Origin of the sequence: Actinomadura sp. NPDC000929, assembly GCF_040492065.1 — a bacterium.
GTDB classification, from domain to species: domain Bacteria; phylum Actinomycetota; class Actinomycetes; order Streptosporangiales; family Streptosporangiaceae; genus Spirillospora; species Spirillospora verrucosospora.
Window position 1 is genome coordinate 59,382 of sequence record NZ_JBEUPA010000017.1, and the last position, 20,325, is coordinate 79,706.

Here is a 20,325-nt window from a genome sequence, read left to right on the forward strand (position 1 = left end):
GCCCACCTCAGGCCCCCTCGGGCTCCGGGGTGGACAGCAGCTTCTCCAGGCTGTCGAGCAGCTCGTCGGCCCCGTCGCCCTCGGCGGACAGCACGATCTCCTCGCCGTGCCGCGCGTCCAGCCCGAGCACGGCGAGGATGCTCTTGGCGTTCACCGGGGAGCCGCCGCGCTTGGACACCGTCACGTCCATCGGGGCCTTGGCCGCGGTCTGGACGAACAGCGCGGCCGGCCGTGCGTGCAGCCCCACCCTGGACTCGATCTTGACGTTGCGCTCGGTCACCGCATTACTCCCAATCAGCTCGTTACCGTCCGGTGCACCCGCAGCGCGGGGCCCGGCACGACGTCCACTTCGATGAAATCGGCCACCAGATGGTCGGCCCTGGCCAGCGCGCCCACCGACTGCGTGGTGACAACGCCGACGCATGTCATTCCCGCGGCCTTGACGGCCGCGACCCCTGCCGGGGCGTCCTCGAACCCGACCGCCTCCTGCGGCGGGACGTCCAGGTCGCGCGCGGCGGCCAGGTATCCCTCCGGGTGCGGCTTGCCGGTGACGACGTCACCGGCGGTCACCACGAGGTCGAGCAGGCCGCGGATGCCCAGCAGGTCCAGCAGGCGCTCGGCGTAGGGCCGCTGCCCCGACGTCACCACCGCCAGCGGCACGCCCGCGTCCGCCAGCGACCGGACGAGGTCGACCGCGCCGGGAACGGGCGCCACGTCCGGCATCCCCGGCAGCGACTCGTAGGAGACCGCCTGCTCGAACAGCTCCTCGACCGTCCGGCCGGGGAACAGGTGCACGTGGTCCGCCAGCGCCTCGGTCCCCCGCCGCCCCGCGAACGAGCCGATCAGCGCCTCGTCCCAGGGGACGCGGTGGGCGTCGAACAGGCGCGACCACATCACGCGGTTGCGCGGCTCGGTGTCGATGAGGGTGCCGTCGAGATCGAAGACCGCCGCGCCGAGACCGATCACCGCCATGTGCTCAGCTCCATGTGAACAGCTCGGTCCCCTTCGCCACCTCGCCCGACTCGCGTACGTCCGACAGGGCGTCGGCGCCCGCGTCCAGCGCGACGACCGCGCAGATGGGCGAGCGGCCGCCCGCCTCGATCACCGCGGGGTCCCAGCCGACGAGCGGCTGCCCGGCGGTCACCTCGTCGCCCTCGGCGGCCAGGAGCTCGAACCCCTGCCCCTTCAGCTTGACGGTGTCGATGCCGAGGTGCACCAGGACCCCGTGGCCCTCGGCGTCCACCACGACGTAGGCGTGCGGGTGCAGCTTGACGATCTTCCCGGTGACGGGCGCGATGGCGTGGCCGGGACCGCGCTCGGGGTCGACGGCCGTGCCCGGGCCGACCATGGCCTGGGCGAACACCGGGTCCGGGACGCCGGCGAGGCCGACGACCCGGCCGGCGACCGGGGACAGTACTCGGGTCATCAGAGGGGTTCCCTTGGTCGGTCGAGGAGGTCTGGTCAGTCGAGGAGGTCCTCGATGTCGCTGGCGATGGTGTCGGCCTCGGGCCCCACGACGACCTGGACGACGGAGCCGCTGCGCATGACGCCGAACGCGCCCGCCTTCTTGAGGGCCGGCTCGTCGACCTTTCCGGCGTCGGAGACCTCGGTGCGCAGCCGGGTCGCGCACGGCTCGATCTCCACGATGTTGTCGGCCCCGCCCAGGGCGGCGATGATGGCCTCGGCCTTGTCCATGCTCGTTCTCTCTTCTCGGGATCCGGGTGCTCAGTCGGTCTGGGTGACCTTGTTGAGGCCGCGCGGGATGTCGGGGTCGATCCCGAGCCGGCGGGCCAGGTTCTCGACCATGATCTGGCCGGGGACGATGAGGCCCAGCGGCGCCACCCACTCGGGGAGCCCGGGACCGGGCAGCGCGGCCGAGCACGCCTCCGCCAGCTCCGCTCCGCCGCCCACGCCGAACGCGCGGGCCCCCGCGCCGCGCACCCGGTGGGCCAGGGCGACGGTGCCCGGCAGCGTCGGCCCGGAGTCGGCGGCGACCAGCAGCGCCGGGGTCTGCGCGTCGACGACCGCGATCGGGCCGTGCAGCAGGTCGGCGTAGGACAGCCCCATGGCGTGCAGGTAGCACGCCTCCTTGATCTTCAGCGCCAGCTCCAGCGCGGTCCCGAACGCGATTCCACGTCCGGAGACCACCGTACCCGGGACCTTCGCCAGCTCCTCGACGATCTCCGGCAGCGCGGGCGAGGCCTCGGTCAGCGCGATCATCCGGGCGACCTCGTCGGGGACGCGGCGCAGGTCGTCCTCGGCGACCTGGGCGCCGAGCCCGAGGCCGAGCACCGACAGCGCGGCGAGCTGCGTCGTGTAGGTCTTGGTCGCCGGCACGGCGATCTCGGCGCCCGCCTGCGTGACCAGGGCGACCTCGGCGGCCTCGGCGAGCGGCGACCCGGCGCCGTTGGTGACCGCGACCGTCCGGGCGCCGCAGTCGCGCGCCCAGTCGAGCGTCTCGACGATCTCCTCGGTCTTGCCGGACTGGCTGATCGCCACGGCCAGCACGCCGGACAGGTCCAGCCGGCGGCGGTAGGCGGTCGCGATGGACGGCGCGGCGAGCGTGGCCAGCCGCCCGGCGTGCGCCTCCACCAGGTAGCGCCCGTACACCGCGGCGTTGTCGGACGACCCGCGCGCGATGAACAGCACCTGCCGCGTCTCCCGCGCCAGCGCCCCGACGTCGGCGACGCGCGGGAGGAGCGCGTCGATCGTCCGGCGCAGCGCGTCCGGCTGCTCACCGATCTCGGCGCGCATCTGACTGGTCATGATCCCCCTCCGAAGACTTCCTGCCCGTTGATCCAGGTCGCAAGCGCCCGGTGGTCCGGCCCCAGCCAGACCAGGTCGGCCGCGGCGCCGGGGGCGATCCGGCCGAGGTCCGGCCGGCCGGCGAGGTCGGCCGGGACCCGGGTCGCGGCGTCGACCGCGTCGGCCGGGTCGACGCCGAGCGCGATCGCGTTGCCGACCGCCTCGTCCAGCCGGAGGCCGGATCCGGCGATGGTGCCGTCGGCGCGCAGCGGCGGGCCCTGCTCGGGCATGGTGATGGGCTCGCCGCCGAGGTCGTAGGTGCCGGGCGGCATCCCGGCTGCCGAGGCCGCGTCGGTGACGAGCACGACCCGTCCCGCCGCGGCCCGCAGCACCAGCGTCGCCACCTCGGGGCCGACGTGGTGCAGGTCGAGGATGAGACCGGGGCTCAGCCGCTCGTCGATGAGGGCCTGCACGGCCACGCCCGGGTCGCGGTGGTGGACGCCGGTCTGCGCGTTGAAGATGTGGGTGACCTTGCGTGCGCCGGCGTCGGCCGCGGCGGCGACCTGCGCGGCGGTGGCGTCGCTGTGCCCGACGCTGACCAGCACGCCCGCCGCGGTCAGGGTGCGGATCGCCTCCAGGGCGCCGTCCCGCTCGGGGGCGAGGGTGACCAGCTTGACCAGGCCCGTCTCCAGCAGTGTCGCGATGTCGGCGGGCGCGGGGTCGGTGAGATGCGCGGCGTTGTGCGCGCCCTTGCGCTTCTCCGACAGGAACGGGCCTTCGAGGTGGACGCCGAGGACGCGGGCCCCGGGCGGCAGGTCCGGCAGCAGGTCGCGGGTGCGGAGGAGCGCCTCGGCCTGCGCGCGCACCGGGGCCGTGATGAAGGTGGGGAGGAACGCGGTCACGCCGGTCTCGGGCAGGCGGGAGACGACGGTGTGCCAGGCGGCGGCGTCGGCGTCCACCATGTCGTGCCCGAAGTACCCGTTCACCTGGAGGTCGACGAGGCCGGGCGCGAGGAGGCCCTCGGGGAGGTGGACGTCGGGCGCGCCCTCCGGACGCCCTTCTCCGGCCTCGACGATCACCCCGTCCGCGACGCGGACGTAGCCCGGGGACACGACGCGGTGCGGGCCGGCCGCCGGGGTGAGGACCATCTGTTCGGCCGTGATCAGCAGTGATGCCATGGGGGCGCGCTCTCTGTGACGCGATGATCGCGGGTGGGGTTCCTCCGGATAGCAACTGGTCTAGTCCGGACTAGACCAGTACGCACCATACTCCACGAATCGGAGGGAGATGAAGACGCGGGGCGAAACTTCGTCCGACGCGGGAGCGCCGCGGGAGTTCCGGCAGCCGGAACACGGGGAAGGGAGCCGGAAATGGTCAGGAACCGGGGTCGGAACCGGAGGCAGCGTCCGGCACGGGGTACCTGACCTGCGGTTTTGTCGATCTTGACGTCGCCGGCGCGTGATCGAGCCGTTACGGATTCGTGCATTGACATGTCTTTCGGAGCTGTGGTCTAGTCCGGCCTAGACCAGTACGAACCAAATCGAATACCGTCGAACGACCGACCAGCCCACCCATCCGTCGAAACCCGGCGAATCCCATCGATCCGGCCACCGGCCATCGAGGAAACCCCCGTGACGACCATCGACCCGCACAGTCCGGTACCGAAGTACTTCCAGCTCCGCGCGATCCTGCTCGACCTCATCGAGAGCGCGGAACTGCCCGTCGACGCCCCGATCCCCTCGGAGCGCGAGCTGTGCGTCCGGTACCGGCTGTCCCGCATGACCGTCCGGCAGGGCGTCGACCAGCTGGTGTCCGAGGGGCGGCTCTACCGCGTCCCCGGCAAGGGCACCTTCGTCGCCCGGCCAAAGATCGAGATGCCGCTGCGGCTCGTCTCGTTCACCGAGGACATGCTGGCCCGGGGGCTGCGGCCCGGGGCCGTCGACCTGGACCGGCGCACGGTCCCGGCCGACGCGCGGCTCGCCAGGATCTTCGACGTCGAGCCGGGCACGCAGATCCACGTCATCGAGCGGCTGCGCACCGCCGACGGGGAACCCATGGCACTCGAACGCGCGCATATCCTGGCCTCGCTCGCGCCCGACCTGCTCGATCGCAGGCTCGCGGACCGCTCCCTCTACGGCGTCCTCGAAGCGGTCTACGGGCTCGTCTTCGACGCGGGCGACCAGACCATCGACGCCAGCCTGGCCGACGCCGCCGACGCCAGGCACCTGCAGATCGCCCGGGGCAGTGCCGTGCTGCTCCTGCAACGGCGCTCCTACACCGGAGGAGTGTGCGCCGAGCTGGGCGTGTCGACCTACAGGGCGGACCGCTACCAGATCCACACGGCGCTCGGAAATCCCCCGCCGCACTCCTGAAACCCCTGAGGAGGAACCTCGCGATGACTGCGACAACAGTGGACTCCGCGCCGCGCCGAGGGTCGAGCGCCCTCGCGGTGCTGCAGCGCATCGGCCGCAGCCTGATGCTGCCGATCGCCGTGCTGCCCGCCGCCGCGCTGCTGCTCCGGTTCGGCCAGCCCGACATGCTCGGCGCGGACGGCCTCGGCTGGGACCGCGTCGCCGAGGTCGTCGGCGGCGCGGGCCAGGCCCTGTTCAGCTACCTGCCGCTGCTGTTCGCGGTCGGCGTGGCGATCGGGTTCGCCCGCAAGTCCGACGGGTCCACCGCGCTCGCCGCCGTGGTCGGATACCTGGTGTTCGACCAGGTATCCAAGATCATGTTCTCGCACAGCGACGAGCTCAAGGGCAACGTGCTGATCACCAAGGTGGTGGACGGGGCGCCCAAGGAGGTCATCGACTTCGGGGCCAAGAACCCCACCGACGTGCTCGGCGGCATCCTCATCGGCGTCGTCGCCGCGCTGCTCTACCAGCGCTTCTACCGGGTGAAGCTGCCCACCTACCTGGCGTTCTTCGGCGGCCGCCGGTTCGTCCCGATCATCACGGCGGTCGCCGCCCTGGTGCTCGGCGTCCTGGTCGGCTTCATCTGGCCGGTGTTCGGCAGCTGGCTGACCGACTTCGGCAACTGGATCACCGGCGCGGGCGCCGCCGGCGCCGGCATCTACGGCGTCATCAACCGCCTGCTGCTGCCGTTCGGCCTGCACCACATCCCGAACTCGCTGATCTGGTTCGTGTTCGGCTCCTACAACGGCCCGGACGGCACCGTGCACGGCGAGATCAACCGGTACCTGGCCGGCGACCCGCACGCGGGCGGCTTCCTCGCCGGGTTCTTCCCCGTCCTGATGTTCGGCCTGCCCGGCGCGGCCCTCGCCATCTGGCGCGCCGCTCCCCCGCACCGCCGCCCCGCGGTCGGCGGCATCATGATCTCCGCCGCGCTCACCGCGTTCGTCACCGGCGTCACCGAGCCGATCGAGTTCGCGTTCATGTTCGTCGCGCCCGTCCTGTACGGGGTGCACGTCGTCCTCACCGGCATCTCGATGGCGGTCCTGGAGGCGGCCGGAGCCCAGCTCGGCTTCGGCTTCTCCGCGGGCGGCATCGACCTGCTGCTGAACGCCTCGAAGGACAACACCAAGGGCCTGTGGCTCATCCTCGGCATGGGCGTCCTGTACTTCTTCCTGTACTACTTCATCTTCAAGTTCCTGATCACGAAGTTCAACTTCGCGACCCCGGGCCGCGAACCCGAGGACGAGGAGTCGACGGCCGTCGACGCGGGCGCCGACCCCGAGCTCGCGGGCGGGAAGAAGAAGAGGAACCGCAAGGGCACCGCCGAGCCGCAGGACTCCGCGGCGGGCTGAGCCCTCCCCCCGAGTCCCGGGCCCCCGCACCCCGGGACTCGCTCCCGAAGGCGGCGGGACGCGCTTCGCGTCCCGCCGCCTTTCCCATTCCCGTTACGGGAGCGGCCGTAAGCGGTCAGGACGTATTTTCCACAAGCTTCGTGACTCCTGTTTCAAAAAGCGATTCAGGAGGTTTCATGGTGCGTCCGGTCAGAAGCGGGGCGGTTCGGTTCGTCAGTTATCGCCCGTCCCCCGCCGTGCACGGAGCGTTGGCGCTGCGCCCCGCAGCGGGGCCCGCGCCGCAGGGCCCGGGGCTGCGGCTGGTCCGTCCGGCGGCCGGGGAGGACGCGGAGGTCCAGGCCGTCGCGGAGGCGGCCGGTCGGCTCGCCGTGGAGGTCCTGGCGGGGACGCGGCCGCCGCACCAGCTGTCGCTCGTGGCCGTCCCGGCGGTCTGCCGGGAGATCGCCGCCCAGCTCGGCCCGGGGACGCGCCGGGGGCGGATCGTCCCGCCGAAGGTCCTGTCGACGCGCTCGCAGCGGCCGGCGCCCGACGTCGCCGAGGCGGTCGCCCTGGTCGTCGTGGCGGGACGCGTCCACGCGCTGGCGCTGCGGCTGGAGCACGCGAGGGGCCGGTGGCGCTGCACGGCGCTGGAGACGACCGCGCCCTGACGGCCGTGACGCGGCCTGGGACGCGTGGAGGGCCCTGACACGCGCGAAGCGGCCCTGACATGCGGAAGCGGCCTCCCGAGGCTTCGGGAGGCCGCTTCCGCGCGTCCTGCTCGTGCTCGCCGGCGCCCTACTTGGCCTTGCTGCGCGGGTCGCCGTGGCAGCGCTTGAACTTCTTGCCGGAACCGCAGGGGCACGGGTCGTTGCGGTTGACGCCCGCGTACTCGTCCGCGGTCTCCTCGCTGTGGTGCTCGACGCCGCCCTCGCCGTCGACGGTCGGGGCCGAGTACTCCAGCTTCTTCGGGCGCTTGGGCTGGTCGAGGCCCTTCGCCTTGATCGAGACGGCCTCCTCGGCCTCCTCGACGTCGGCCTCCTCGGCCTTCTCCATGTCCACCGCGGGGGCGGACTCGGCGACCGCCACCGGCTCGGCGCCCACGACCGGGGTCTCCGGCTGCTCCTCCACCTCGACCTCGAGGTTGAAGAGGTAGCCGACCGACTCCTCCTTGATGCCGTCGAGCATCGCGTTGAACATGTCGTAGCCCTCGCGCTGGTACTCCACCAGCGGGTCGCGCTGCGCCATGGCCCGCAGGCCGATGCCCTCCTGGAGGTAGTCCATCTCGTAGAGGTGCTCGCGCCACTTGCGGTCCAGCACCGACAGCACGACGCGGCGCTCCAGCTCGCGCATGACCTCCGCGCCGAGCTCCTCCTCGCGCTTGTCGTACGCCGCCAGGGCGTCCTCGCGGATCTTCTCGGCGAGGGTCTCGGCGTCCAGGCCGGAGATGTCGCCGCCGATGTCCTCGACCAGCTCGTCCACCGTCAGCGAGATCGGGTAGAGCTGCTTGAACGCCTTCCACAGCTTGTCGAGGTCCCACTCCTCGGCGAAGCCCTCGCCGGTGGCGCCCGCGACGTAGCCGGCGACGACCTCGTCGATCATCCGGCGGACCTGGTCGTGCAGGTCCTCGCCCTCCAGCACCTTGCGGCGCTCGGCGTAGATGACCTTGCGCTGCCGGTTCAGCACCTCGTCGTACTTCAAGACGTTCTTGCGCATCTCGAAGTTCTGCTGCTCGACCTGGCTCTGCGCCGACTTGATCGCGTTGGAGACGATCTTGGACTCGATCGGCACGTCGTCCGGGATGTTCAGCCGGGTCATGATCGACTCGACGCGGGCCGAGTTGAACAGCCGCATCAGGTCGTCCTCCAGCGAGAGGTAGAACCGGGACTCGCCCGGGTCTCCCTGCCGGCCGGAGCGCCCGCGCAGCTGGTTGTCGATGCGCCGCGACTCGTGCCGCTCGGTCGCCAGGACGTACAGGCCGCCGACGTCGACGACCTCCTCGTGCTCGCCCTTGACGTCCTCCTTGGCCTTCTCCAGCGCCTCGGGCCAGGCGGCCTCGTACTCCTCGGGCGTCTCCAGCGGCGACAGCCCGCGCTGGTGCAGCGCCAGGTCGGCGCGGAAGTCGGGGTTGCCGCCGAGCATGATGTCGGTGCCGCGGCCCGCCATGTTCGTCGCGACGGTGACGCCGCCCTTGCGGCCCGCCTCCGCGACGATCGCCGACTCCTGCTCGTGGTGCTTGGCGTTCAGCACCGCGTGCGGGATGCCGCGCCGCTTGAGCATCTTGCTCAGCCGCTCGGACTTCTCCACCGACGTCGTGCCGACCAGGACCGGCTGGCCCTTCTCGTGCCGCTCGGCGATGTCGTCGACCACGGCCTCGAACTTGGCCTGCTCGGTCTTGTAGACGACGTCCGCGACGTCCTGGCGGATCATCGGCTTGTTCGTCGGGATCGGCACCACGCCGATCTTGTACGTCTTGTTGAACTCCGCCGCCTCGGTGTCGGCGGTGCCGGTCATGCCGGACAGCTTGTTGTAGAGGCGGAAGTAGTTCTGCAGGGTGATCGTGGCGAGCGTCTGGTTCTCGTCCTTGATCGCCACGCCCTCCTTGGCCTCGATGGCCTGGTGCATGCCCTCGTTGTAGCGGCGGCCGTGGAGGATGCGGCCGGTGAACTCGTCCACGATCAGGACCTCGCCGTTCATGACGACGTAGTCCTTGTCGCGCTTGTAGAGCTCCTTGGCCTTCAGGGCGTTGTTGAGGAAGCTCACCAGCGGCGTGTTGACCGAGTCGTAGAGGTTGTCGATGCCGAGCCAGTCCTCGACCTTCTCCACGCCGGCCTCGGTGACGCCGACCGTCCGCTTCTTCTCGTTGACCTCGTAGTCGCCGGGCCCGTACTCGTCGACCTGCCCGGCCGTGCTGACCAGCTCGGCGCGCTTCAGCCGCGGGACGATCTTGGCGAACTCCGAGTACCACTTGGAGTTCTGCTCGGCCGGACCGGAGATGATCAGCGGGGTGCGGGCCTCGTCGATGAGGATCGAGTCGACCTCGTCCACGATCGCGAAGTTGTGGCCGCGCTGGACGCACTCCTCCAGGCTCCACGCCATGTTGTCGCGCAGGTAGTCGAACCCGAACTCGTTGTTCGTCCCGTAGGTGATGTCGGCGTTGTAGGCCGCCCGGCGCTCGTCCGGGGTCATCTGCGGGAGGATGACGCCGACCTCGAGGCCGAGGAACTGGTGGATGCGGCCCATCCACTCGGCGTCGCGCTTGGCCAGGTAGTCGTTCACCGTGACCACGTGGACGCCCTCGCCCGACAGGGCGTTCAGGTAGGCGGGGAGCACACAGGTCAGGGTCTTGCCCTCACCCGTCTTCATCTCGGCGATGTTGCCGAGGTGCAGCGCCGCGCCGCCCATCACCTGGACGTCGTAGTGGCGCTGGCCGAGCACGCGCTTGGCGGCTTCGCGTGCGGTCGCGAACGCCTCGGGCAGCAGCTCGTCCAGGGACTCGCCGTCGGCGAGGCGCTCCCGGTACTTGTCGGTCAGCTCGCGCAACTCGGCGTCGCTCATCTCGAGGAAGTCCTCCTCGATCGAGTTGACCTGATCCGCGAGCTTCTTGAGCTTGCGCAGAGTTTTTCCCTCGCCCGCACGAAGGATCTTGTCGATGACTGGCGGCACTCTCGAAGGCTCCTTGCAGATCGTGGGTCACCGCTCCAGGCGGCGCGCACACCACACGTACGATGCCCATCGTAGGCGAGACCCAGAATGGTCTAGGTCACTCCGGAGCGCAATCCACAGAGCACCCCGTTTGACTTTCGGGGCCCCGGAGAAGATGTCTCACACCTCAGGAGGGAGCCGCTATGTCTGAAGAGTCGCACGGTTCGCACGCCGGCAGGCCGAGTTCGTGGATCGCCGTCGCCGTCATCTTCGCCGGTTTCGTGGTAGGCGGCGTCGGCCTCTGCCTGGGCCCCCTGTGGGTCATGTTCTGGGCCGGCGCAGGCATCGTCGTGCTCGGCATGCTCGTCAGCTGGGTCGTCCACCTGTTCTCCGACGTCGTCGTGGACGCGCCTCGCGTCATCCCCGAGATCGTCGACTACTCGCTGTTCGGATCCCACTCCGACAAGCGGCGCGGCGGCAAGTCCGGCGAGGTCCTGGACACCCCCGTGGCCACCGACACCCAGCAGGCCCCCCACGGCTGACCTCCCCGCCCCAGACCCCGAAAGCCGCCCCCGACCACAACCCGGCGGGCGGCTTCCTGCTTCCCTCCCCACCTTGAGCAGAAGGTGACAAACCGAGGCGGCAGGGCTCGGAAGACGACCACGAAGTCAAGGCGACCACCAGGTTCCCCAACGCACGGCCCGGCCCTCGTCCCCGAGCAGGGCCCCAGGCCACTTTGGCCGCAAGGCGGCTCTGAGGGTTAAGGCGACTCTCCGGATTTCCGTCGCTTTCGCCGTACTCCCACCCGCCCGGCGGAGACGGACACCCCAGGGGCAGGGCTCAGACGACGGCTGCGGACGCCTGGACGACCTCCCGTCCCAGCGCGCCACCGTCCTCCCGGAGCACCCCCGAGCAGCGATAAGCCACCCCACGGGGTGCTCAGGAGGTGGCTGCGGGTGCTTGGGCGGCTTCTCTTTGCAGGTGTGCCGCTGTTCCCGTGGAGGGGCTCTGAGCAGGGATTGAGCGGGCTCAGGGGGCCGCTCAGGAGGGGGCTGTCTCGGTCAGGGCGGTTTTGAGGAGGGTGGGGGGCAGGGTGGTGCGCTCTACGCGAACGTCGTCGCAGCCGACCCAGGACGCGGCGCGCCACAGGGCTGTGGCGAGGGCCGTCGTCGACGATTCCGTTCGGGCGGCGGTGCGGGTCGCCCACGGTTCCATGGACACCTGGCGGGCGATGAGTGTGCGGCCCTCCCTCGCGGGGTCGACGCGTCCGATGAGGCGCCCGCCGGCCAGGAGCGGCATCGCGAAGTAGCCGTGGACGCGCTTGGCCTTCGGGACGTACGCCTCCAGGCGGTGGTCGAAGCCGAAGACGCGCGAGGCGCGGGCGCGGTCCCAGACGAGGGAGTCGAAGGGCGAGAGCAGCGCGGTGGCGTGCCTGCCCTTGGGCGGTGAGGCCAGCGCGGCGGGGTCGGCCCAGGCGCGCTGGGTCCATCCGGCGACCTCGACAGGGACGAGCCCGGCCGCCTCGACCACGCGGTCGACCTGGTCCTGCTTGATCCGGTAGTAGTCGGCGAGGTCGCCGCGGGTGGCCACGCCGAGGGCCCGTCCCGCGCGGGCGACGAGGGCGGTCAGGCAGGTGTCGTCGTCGAGGTCCTGCGCGAGGAGTGCGGTGGGGACGGCCCGTTCGGCGAGGTCGTACACGCGGCGCCAGCCGACCCGCTCGACGCAGACGACCTCGCCGATGTCCAGCAGCCACTCGATGCCGATCTTGTGGTCGCTCCAGTCCCACCAGTCGGCGCTCGCCTTGGCGCCGCCGAGCTCCTTGGTGGTGAGGGGGCCGTCCGCGCCGAGCCGGGCGCGGATCTCCTCGCAGACGCCTTCGGGGACCTTGTGCCAGCGCCAGCCGCGGCGCAGGTACGCGCGGCGCCGGAACGCGAACAGCGGCCAGTCGGCCATGGGCAGGATCGAGGCGGCGTGCGCCCAGTACTCGAACGTCCCGCCGGTGGCGGAGCCGGGCTTCGCGGAGCGGCGGGAGCTGACGGCCTGCCCGCCCCAGTAGGCGGCCTCGATCTTGTCGCGCCCGACCGGGCCGAGGCGTGCGTAGGGCACCAGCTCGTGGGACCGTGCCAGCACCGAGATCGTGTCGAGCTGGACGGCGCCGAGCCGTTCCAGCATCGCCGGCACGCCCCCCTTCGGACGCGCCCCCAGGAAGCCCTGGGCGCGCAGCTGGAGCCGTCGTGCCTCGTCCGCGCTGAGTTCCACCACGGCGGCGATGCTACGACACAACACCGACAAACCCGGATTGCCGGTCGCCCCGGGTCAGGTGATCTCCAGGAGTTTCTCGCGGACGGCGTAGACGACGGCCTCCATGCGGGAGTGGAGCTGGAGCTTCTCCAGGATGTTGCGCACGTGGTTCTTCACCGTGTTCTCGGAGATGAACAGCTCCCGCGCGATCTCGCGGTTGCCCAGGCCGCGCGCGACGAGCCGCAGCACCTCCATCTCGCGCTCGGTGAGGCGGGGCGCGGGGACCTGCTGGGTGCGCTCCTCGCTGCGCTTGGCCAGCGAGGCGAACTCGGTGATGAGCTTGGACGCCATCGACGGGCTGATCAGCGACTGGCCGCCGTGCACGGCGCGGACGGCCTGCGGGACCTCGTCGATCGAGATCTCCTTGAGCAGGTAGCCGCTGGCGCCGGCCTTGATCGCCTCGAAGAGGTCCTCCTCCTCGTCGCTGATGGTCAGCATGACGATCTTCGCGCTGGGCGCGGCCTCCTTGATCGCGGTGCAGGCCTCGATGCCGCTGCGGCGCGGCATCCGGATGTCCATGAGGACGACGTCGGGCAGCAGGTCGCCGGCCATCTCCACGGCCTGCTGGCCGTCGCCGCCCTCGCCGATGACCTCGATGTCGTCCTCGCCCTGGAGGACCATCTCCAGGCCGCGGCGGAAGAGCGCGTGGTCGTCGACGATGAGCACGCGGATGGGGTCTGCCGATCCGGACGGGGCTGCCGCCTCCCGGCCGGCGGGGGCGGTGCCGGCGCCTGCCTGACGGGGTACCGCCGCGGCGTCGCGAGGCTCGGGATTCTCGCTCACCAGAGTCGCGGCGTGGAGGAGACGCCGCTTCCCCCCTTCACTATTCAGCGATATGGAACTGCCGGAGGGTCGTTCTCCGACGGGTCGTCCTCGGGAACCTACGGGGTCCGGGGACGAACCCGGGGGATTTCGGACCGGGGTGTCTCCCGGTCAACCGCCGCGCGCCCCGGGAGGTTCCCGGGACGCGCCGCGTCGCGGATCGGCTGATGCGCCTTTTCAGATCATGACATGGTTCGGGCGGTGACGTGACGCGAGTGCCGCATCACTCTTCGACGAGCCTGATGACTCCGTAGTCCCAGCCTCGCCTCCGGTAGACGACCGAGGGGTGCCCCGTGGACTTGTCGCGGTACAGGAAGAAGTCGTGGCCGACGAGTTCCATCTCGAAAAGGGCCTGCTCGATGCCCATCGGCTCGGCCTGGTGGAACTTCTCGCGGACGACCAGGGGGCCGTCGCCGTCCATGGGGATGGGGACGAGGTTCTCCTCTTGCGAGACCGCCACGGTCTCGGCCTCCGCCTCGGCTTCCACGGGCGGTGCGGCCGGCGCGGCGGGCTCGGGCGCCACGGCGGGGAGCGCCTCGGGGAGCGTCTCCATCGTGGCGAGCTTGGCGCGGCCCTTGCCGCCGTGGTTCTTCGCGCCGTGGCCCTTGCGCCGCTCCGAGTCGCGGCGGAGCCGCGACTCCAGCTTGTCCAGCGCCAGGTCGAGGGCTCCGTAGCGGTCGTCGGCGGCGGCCTCGGCCCGGATCACCGGGCCGCGGGAGCGGATCGTGAGCTCCACTCGCTCGCGCTGGTCGGCAAGGCGCGGGTTGCGTTCCTCTGAGACCTCCACGTCCACGCGGATGACCTTCTGGTCGAGCCGCTCGATCTTGGCGAGTTTGCTGTCGACGTGCCGACGGAACCTGTCGTTGACGTCGGTGTGCCGGCCCCTCACGGTGATGTTCACGTGGGACCCCCCTTCTCCCGGTTGCGATTCATGCCCGTTCCGGGACCCCTGACAGCCCCGGACGGGTACCACAGGACGGTGGGTCGCACCCGCCCGGCCGACCTGGTCTTCGTCCCCACATCCGCCTGCTGAGGGGCTCGCGGCGCTTTCGCCACTACTGCCCTTCTCCCGTTACGGGGGATGTCGGATCCCACGACGGGGCAGGACTTACCTCTAAGGCGCACCGTGATCGGTCGACGAGAAGTCGCCTTACGTGGGCCGTTTCGCCTGCGCCTGGCATCGGCTAGCCGGATCGTCTGCCATGCCCCTGACGGGCACTGCGATCCAACGCAACCACGGACCCGGGCGGGTGCCATGTCAGGAACGCTAACCCCTTACGCCACGAATGTCAGGGGGGTGCGGCGAGGAAAAACTCACTGACCGTCATCGTTGACTGCCTCAGCGGGGTCTTCACCCGCCTCTCCGGGACCCCGTCACGGACGCGAAACCCTTGTGTGCGCGCCGTTCACGGGCCTGACGCCCGCCCAGGTCAGCCGGGACTGGCCCCTCGGTAAGTTTCCGAAATCTCTGCCGCCCCATGTCCACATGTGACTCGATTAACTTCACACTGTCCCCCTACACCACACAGGTCCGACAACTCCCACTACACCGCGTCACCAGAGCCGGTGCCGGGACGTTGCCGCGATGGTGGCCGCTCCGGTCACGTCGGCGCCGGCCTCCCGCAGAGCTCGCGCGGCCTCGGCCAGGGACGCGCCCGTCGTGACCACGTCGTCCACCAGGACGACGCGGCGCCCGGCGACCTCGGCGCGCACCTCGATGGCTCCCGCGAGGTTGGCGGCCCGCTCCCTGGCCGAGAGCCCGGCCTGGTCGGCGACACGCCCCCGCTGCCGCAGGGCGCCGAGCGCGGTCACGGGGACACCGCTCGCGCGCAGCCGCCGCACCGCGACGTCCACCGTCCCCCGCAGGGGGTCATGGCCGCGCCGCCGCACGGCTCTTCGCCCCGACGGCACCCACACCACCACCGGCGGCCCAGGGCCGGACGGCAGGGCCGCATGGACGGCCGTCGCCAGAGCCTCCCCGAGAGGGACGGCGAGCGCCGCGCGGCCGCGCTCCTTGTAGGAGGCCAGGATCGTGCGGAGCGGGCCCTCATAGGCCGCCACGGTCCACGGAGGGGGCACCCCGGCGGGCGCCTGCCCCGCCGGGCGCGCCTCCGCCCGCAGCGGACGCGCGCACGCGTCGCACAGCAACCCGGGCTGATGCCCGCACCCGGCACAGCGTTGCGGAAGCAGCAGGTCGATCAGATCAGCGAGAGCACTCATGCCCTCGACGATGCCGGGCCCGCCCGTCCGCCACCCCGCACTCCCCGAACTGTGGATAACTCTCAGTGACAACGAACGCCGCCAAACGATCAACACACCGCCCCTCCCTTCGGCGTGTCGCCCCTGCCCCCAAACCGGGCCCCCGGGCAAGAGGAGCGGCAAGCCTTCGGCCGTCTCCTCCAGGCGCTCAGCGGGCGATTCGCGCCTCGTGGCGCGGTACGGCCCGGCCCGAGCGGCCGCCTCGGCTAAGAAGGCGGGCAGTTCTTCGGCCGTCGCGTCCAGCGCTCGGCAGGACGATGCCTGCGGCCATCCAGGCAGGAGAGCGGGCAAGCCGTGGGGCGTTGCGTCCAGGCGCTCAGCGGGCGATTCGCGCCTCGTGGCGCGGTACCGCCCGGGTCGAGGCGGTCGGCCGGGCTGAGAGGGTGGGCAGTGTCTTCCAGGGGGTCGGGGGGGGTGGGGATGCCGCTTTGGTGGGGCCTGGGGGTCAGCCTGGGTAGGAGGGGTCCTTGGCAGGTGTGGGGCAGATCCAGGGGCTGTAGGAGTTGCTCGGGGAGCGCTGGCGGCAGACCTGGTCCTTGCCGGACGAGCGGGTTCCGATGAGGATCGGGGCGCCGGGGGCGGCGGCGATCGTGCGGGGTTCGCCCAGGGAGCCGACGCCCAGGGACGTGATGGCGCTGCCGCTGATCGGCATCAGGAACGGGAGGGTCTGCGAGTCGCGCTTGGCGCGGCCCAGGACGGCGAGGGTGCCGTAGTCGCGCCAGGCGAGGTCGACGGCGTCCTGGAGCTCGGAGCTCACGGGCAGGAACGAGCCGACGTCCAGGGCCCCCCCGGAGGACTGGACTATGCGCCCCACCTGGACCTGGGGGCGCCCGTCCACGCGGGCGATCACGGCGGCGCGGACGCCGTCGCGGGCCATGCGGAAGGCGAGGACCTCGCGGCCGCCCAGGCCCCAGTGGGCGGCGCGGACGGGCGGTTTGCCGCGCCGGCGCACCCAGAGCGAGGACTCGTTCTTCTTCGTCTCCACGACCCACAGGGTGCCGTCGTGGCTCCAGGTCGGCGCGGTGAACCGGGCCCCGGGGCGCGCGGTCAGCAGGACGCGGGGCGCGGGCTGGCCGGTGACGGGGGCGGCGACCAGGACCTGGCTCTCGTCGGCGCTCAGGCCGGCGAACTCCTGGTGGTCGGGGGCGACGGCGGGACGGGTGAGGCGGCCGGCGGCGCCGGTCACCACGGGCTGGGCTCGGTCGCTCTCCAGGGTGCCGAGGAAGCCGGAGGGGCCGACGACGTAGGCGCTCTGCTGGACTCCCTCGCTGGGCACCTGGCCGTCGGGCGAGTTGCCCTCCCACCCGTTCACGGGCTGCGTGGCGCCCGTGCCGTCGGGCGCGACGGTCCGGCCCTCGATCGACAGCCGCCATGACTTGATCTCCGAGAGCTGCCGCATCGTCCACGAGAGCTGCGCCGACATCCGCTCGACGTCGCCGCCGCGGGCCTGGCCCGTGAGGTCGACGGTCGCGACGTCCTTGTCGATCTGCACGCTGCGGCGGAGGCGGGTGCCCTCCGGGAAGGCGGTGTCGACCGCGCCGTTCAGCCAGGAGGTCGGGCCGGTCAGCAGGGCCTGGACGAGCTGGGTGGGCAGCGTCTGCCGGTTCACGACCGGCAGGAAGACGCCGTTCGGGACGAGGGTGCGCCGGTCGGGCGCGAAGAAGTACAGGTTGACGGTGCGCATGGCGCGCTCGACGTCGTCCTTGGTGAGCAGCAGGCCGGCCTTGTCGTCGCCGGGCAGGCCGGCGATGCGCCAGACGCCCTGCGGCGTCCTGGTGAGCTGGAACGTGGCGTCGAGCGCCTTCGGGGAGGCGGTGTACTGGCCGTCGGCGGTGATCGTGCCGAGTTCCTCGCCGGTGACGCGGACGGTCGCCTGGTTCCCGGACGACTTGATCACGTGCGGGTCGGTGATGCGGCTCGCCAGCACGGTCACGAAGGGCCGCAGGCCGGGGTTCCAGGACGTCTGGCCGGACAGGTACTGCTTGGCGACCTTGTGGCCGTCGTCGAAGCTCGCGGACGCGGCGAGGAAGCCGGAGACGATCTGGGCGGGGCCCCACTCGGGCCGCGGCTTCACCGGGATCAGCCGGACGTAGGGGTCGTCGACGCGCTCGGCGCGCTCGGCGGGCTTGCCGGAGACGACCTGGCCGCCGCTCGGGACGTTCGCGCAGCCGGCGCCGCCGAGGACCAGCACGGCGACGGCGAGCAGGCACGTGAGCCGCCGGGTTCCGGCGCAGGGGCTCATTCGCCGGCCTCCAGCTCCGCGAACAGCGGGCGGGCGTCACCGGCCCCCGGAGGGACGAGCGGCAGCGGCGAGCCCCGCAGCTCGGCCCCGGCCACGCGCGGCAGCGAGAGGCGGAACTGGGAGCCCGCGCCGGGCTCTCCCCACGCCTGGAGCCAGCCGCCGTGCAGCTGCGCGTCCTCCCGGGAGATCGAGAGGCCGAGCCCGGTGCCGCCGGTGGTGCGGGCGCGGGCCGGGTCGGCGCGCCAGAAGCGGTCGAAGACCATCTGCCCCTCCCCCGGTTTCAACCCGACCCCGTGGTCGCGGACGGCGACGGCGACGGCGTCGCGGTCGGCGCCCACGGAGACGACGATGTCCTCGCCGTCGCCGTGCTCGACGGCGTTGACGAGCAGGTTGCGCAGGATGCGCTCGACGCGGCGGCGGTCGACCTCGGCCATGCAGGGCTCGCCCGGCAGCTGCAGGATGACCTTGCTGCCCTTGCGCTCGGCGAGGCCCTGGATGTCGCCGACGACGCGCAGCACGAGGTCGCGCATGTCGAGGGACTCGGCGTCGAGCGTCGCGGCGCCGGCGTCGTGGCGGCTGATCTCCAGCAGGTCGGCCAGGAGCGACTCGAACCGTTCCAGCTGGCTCTGCAGCAGCTCCGCGGACCGCCCGACCGACGGGTCGGAGAAGCCGTCGCGGTTCTCGTAGAGCATGTCGGCCGCGATCCTGATCGTGGTCAGGGGCGTGCGCAGCTCGTGGGAGACGTCCGAGACGAACTGGCGCTGCACCTGCGACAGGTCCTCCAGCTCGCCGATCTTCTCCTGGAGGTTGGCGGCCATGTCGTTGAAGGAGCGGGCGAGCCGGGCCAGGTCGTCCTCGCCGCGGACCCGCATGCGCTCTTCGAGGCGTCCGGCGGCGAGCCGCTGCGCGCCCTGGGCCGCGAGCCGCACCGGGATGACGACCTGCCGGGTGACCAGCGACGCGATCGCGGCCAGAAGCAGCACCAGGACGATGCCCACTCCGGCGAGGGAGCGGCTGACGTTGGTGAGGGTCTGCTGCTCCTGCGTCAGCGGGAACAGGTAGTACAGCTCGAACTGGCCGGTCTTGCCGCCGACGATGAGGCCGCGCTCGTCCGAGCGGTCGCCGACGTAGGAGAGCTTGCCGTAGGTGTAGGCGCGGGACCCGGCGGGCGCGTTCTTCAACTCCTCGCGGAGCCGCTTGGGGACGCTCTCCTGGCGCAGCTCGTTGGTGGTGTAGCCGTCGAAGTACTGCTCGGTGGTGTCGCGGATGTAGACCTCGTAGAGCCCGGAGGGCCCGCTGCGGGCCTTGAGCCGGTCGATCGTCGAGTTCAGCCTGCTGCCGTCCCCCGTGGAGTTGCCCAGGTCGCGCTGGACCTGCGCCAGGCCGTCGTCCAGCTGGAGACGGGCCGCCTTGACCTTGCCGTCCATCAGCGCGGACGACACCTGCTGCATGAGGAAGGCGCCCAGGATCGCCACCACGATCGCCGAGATGAACAGGGTGGACGTGACGACGCGGACCTGGATCGACCGGCGCCAGCGCAGGTAGCCGGCGCGGGCGGCGCCCTGCAGGACGCGGCGGACCGCGCCCAGCCCGCACCGGACGAACCGCTTCGCCCTCCTCATGTCGACGTTCATGGGAGGTCCGCGAGGCGGCGCGGCGGTCCGGACGGGCGCGGGTCGGTCATGGGCGTGTCACGGCGGCGGGACGGCGTCAGGCCGGGCCGGCCTTGTAGCCGACCCCGCGCACGGTGACGACGATCTCGGGCCGTTCCGGGTCCTTCTCGATCTTGGCGCGGAGCCGCTGGACGTGCACGTTCACCAGCCGGGTGTCGGCGGCGTGCCGGTAGCCCCAGACCTGCTCCAGGAGCACCTCGCGGGTGAAGACCTGGCGGGGCTTGCGGGCGAGGGCGACCAGCAGGTCGAACTCCAGCGGCGTGAGCGGGATGTGCCGGTCGCCGCGCTTGACCGAGTGGCCGGCGACGTCGATGGTGATGTCGCCGATCTGCAGGGTCTCGGGCGCCGGCTCGTCGGTGCGGCGCAGGCGGGCGCGCACGCGCGCCACCAGCTCCTTGGGCTTGAACGGCTTGACGATGTAGTCGTCGGCGCCGGACTCCAGGCCGAGGACGACGTCCACGGTGTCGCTCTTGGCGGTCAGCATGACGATCGGCACGCCGGACTCGGCGCGGATCTGCCGGCACACGTCGATCCCGTCGGCCCCCGGCAGCATCAGGTCGAGCAGCACGAGGTCGGGCCGGGTCTCCCGGAACGCCTCGAGCGCCTTGTCGCCGTCGTGGACGAACGACGGCTCGAAGCCCTCGCCCCTCAGCACGATGCCGAGCATCTCGGCGAGCGCGAGATCGTCGTCGACGACCAGTACACGTCCTCTCATGGCCCTCATCGTCACAGGTCGGGGTTCGGTGGAGTGGGGCGCGCGACGCTCCGGCGCCACCTCGCCAGGGAGAGTTATGCCTTGGCGTGCAAGGTTACCCGCGTTTGCGCCGTACGGCGGTCCCCCGGATCGTCCGGGCGACCCGCCATGGTAGGCGCGAGTCCCGGAACCGGCGCAAGATGTG

18 protein-coding genes are annotated in these 20,325 nt (G+C 71.6%); 4 read left to right on the forward strand and 14 right to left on the reverse strand.

The features are described from left to right. Positions 1 to 7 precede the first annotated feature (7 nt). The 6 genes from ABWI04_RS09490 to nagA are packed head-to-tail and all read right to left on the reverse strand — an operon-like array spanning position 8 to position 3,923. Positions 8 to 280 (reverse strand): HPr family phosphocarrier protein, encoded by a 273-nt coding sequence (locus tag ABWI04_RS09490; RefSeq protein WP_345177796.1) that lies wholly within the window; start codon positions 278 to 280, stop codon positions 8 to 10. Between the two features lie 14 nt (positions 281 to 294). Further along, positions 295 to 972 carry an HAD family hydrolase gene (locus tag ABWI04_RS09495; RefSeq protein ID WP_345177794.1) on the reverse strand — a complete coding sequence of 226 codons (678 nt, stop codon included), beginning with the start codon at positions 970 to 972 and terminating at the stop codon, positions 295 to 297. A 4-nt stretch (positions 973 to 976) separates the two neighbouring features. Then, positions 977 to 1,426 carry a PTS sugar transporter subunit IIA gene (locus tag ABWI04_RS09500; protein WP_089315944.1) on the reverse strand — a complete coding sequence of 150 codons (450 nt, stop codon included), beginning with the start codon at positions 1,424 to 1,426 and terminating at the stop codon, positions 977 to 979. Positions 1,427 to 1,461: 35 nt separating this feature from the next. Further along, complete coding sequence (locus ABWI04_RS09505; RefSeq protein WP_345177791.1) at positions 1,462 to 1,695, reverse strand: PTS sugar transporter subunit IIB; 234 nt, start codon at positions 1,693 to 1,695, stop codon at positions 1,462 to 1,464. A gap of 30 nt (positions 1,696 to 1,725) precedes the next feature. Beyond that, positions 1,726 to 2,766, reverse strand: coding sequence for an SIS domain-containing protein (locus ABWI04_RS09510; RefSeq protein WP_353832106.1), 1,041 nt, complete (start codon positions 2,764 to 2,766; stop codon positions 1,726 to 1,728). Further along, a complete protein-coding gene (gene nagA / locus ABWI04_RS09515) occupies positions 2,763 to 3,923 on the reverse strand; it encodes an N-acetylglucosamine-6-phosphate deacetylase (protein ID WP_353832107.1) in 1,161 nt (386 codons plus the stop codon). The genes ABWI04_RS09510 and nagA overlap by 4 nt, the downstream gene beginning before the upstream one ends. 453 nt (positions 3,924 to 4,376) lie before the next feature. On the opposite strand from nagA, the gene ABWI04_RS09520 reads away from it, so the two are divergent. The 3 genes from ABWI04_RS09520 (at position 4,377) to ABWI04_RS09530 (ending at position 7,155) form a co-directional block, all read left to right on the forward strand. Further along, positions 4,377 to 5,117 (forward strand): GntR family transcriptional regulator, encoded by a 741-nt coding sequence (locus tag ABWI04_RS09520; protein ID WP_141581197.1) that lies wholly within the window; start codon positions 4,377 to 4,379, stop codon positions 5,115 to 5,117. A 23-nt stretch (positions 5,118 to 5,140) separates the two neighbouring features. Further along, the gene (locus ABWI04_RS09525; RefSeq protein WP_345177785.1) at positions 5,141 to 6,508 is read left to right on the forward strand and encodes a PTS transporter subunit EIIC; all 1,368 of its coding nucleotides are present in this window, start codon (positions 5,141 to 5,143) and stop codon (positions 6,506 to 6,508) included. Between the two features lie 236 nt (positions 6,509 to 6,744). Further along, positions 6,745 to 7,155, forward strand: a complete 411-nt coding sequence (locus ABWI04_RS09530) for an Rv3235 family protein (protein WP_353832108.1) — start codon at positions 6,745 to 6,747, stop codon at positions 7,153 to 7,155. A gap of 127 nt (positions 7,156 to 7,282) precedes the next feature. Here the strand turns inward: ABWI04_RS09530 and secA are convergent, their stop codons facing one another. Next, positions 7,283 to 10,150, reverse strand: coding sequence for a preprotein translocase subunit SecA (gene secA / locus ABWI04_RS09535; protein ID WP_345177781.1), 2,868 nt, complete (start codon positions 10,148 to 10,150; stop codon positions 7,283 to 7,285). 182 nt (positions 10,151 to 10,332) lie between these two features. Here secA and ABWI04_RS09540 point away from each other — a divergent pair, with 182 nt between their 5' ends. Further along, positions 10,333 to 10,671 (forward strand): HGxxPAAW family protein, encoded by a 339-nt coding sequence (locus ABWI04_RS09540; protein WP_345177780.1) that lies wholly within the window; start codon positions 10,333 to 10,335, stop codon positions 10,669 to 10,671. A 499-nt stretch (positions 10,672 to 11,170) separates the two neighbouring features. On the opposite strand, the gene ABWI04_RS09545 is transcribed toward ABWI04_RS09540, so the two are convergent. The 7 genes from ABWI04_RS09545 to mtrA all read right to left on the reverse strand — a co-directional run bounded on the left by ABWI04_RS09545 (position 11,171) and on the right by mtrA (position 20,141). Next, on the reverse strand, positions 11,171 to 12,391 hold the full coding sequence (locus ABWI04_RS09545) for a winged helix-turn-helix domain-containing protein (RefSeq protein WP_353832109.1): 1,221 nt from the start codon (positions 12,389 to 12,391) through the stop codon (positions 11,171 to 11,173). A gap of 54 nt (positions 12,392 to 12,445) precedes the next feature. After that, on the reverse strand, positions 12,446 to 13,096 hold the full coding sequence (locus ABWI04_RS09550; protein WP_268248207.1) for a response regulator: 651 nt from the start codon (positions 13,094 to 13,096) through the stop codon (positions 12,446 to 12,448). Positions 13,097 to 13,475: 379 nt separating this feature from the next. Continuing rightward, entirely contained in the window at positions 13,476 to 14,153 is a 678-nt protein-coding gene (gene hpf / locus ABWI04_RS09555) for a ribosome hibernation-promoting factor, HPF/YfiA family (RefSeq protein WP_353832110.1), read from the reverse strand. Between the two features lie 653 nt (positions 14,154 to 14,806). After that, on the reverse strand, positions 14,807 to 15,472 hold the full coding sequence (locus tag ABWI04_RS09560) for a ComF family protein (RefSeq protein WP_353832111.1): 666 nt from the start codon (positions 15,470 to 15,472) through the stop codon (positions 14,807 to 14,809). A gap of 484 nt (positions 15,473 to 15,956) precedes the next feature. After that, on the reverse strand, positions 15,957 to 17,753 hold the full coding sequence (locus ABWI04_RS09565) for an LpqB family beta-propeller domain-containing protein (protein WP_353832112.1): 1,797 nt from the start codon (positions 17,751 to 17,753) through the stop codon (positions 15,957 to 15,959). Then, positions 17,750 to 19,387, reverse strand: coding sequence for an MtrAB system histidine kinase MtrB (gene mtrB, locus ABWI04_RS09570; protein ID WP_353832113.1), 1,638 nt, complete (start codon positions 19,385 to 19,387; stop codon positions 17,750 to 17,752). The genes ABWI04_RS09565 and mtrB overlap by 4 nt, the downstream gene beginning before the upstream one ends. Before the next feature lie 76 nt (positions 19,388 to 19,463). Next, the gene (gene mtrA / locus ABWI04_RS09575) at positions 19,464 to 20,141 is read right to left on the reverse strand and encodes an MtrAB system response regulator MtrA (protein WP_021598338.1); all 678 of its coding nucleotides are present in this window, start codon (positions 20,139 to 20,141) and stop codon (positions 19,464 to 19,466) included. Positions 20,142 to 20,325: the final 184 nt, after the last annotated feature.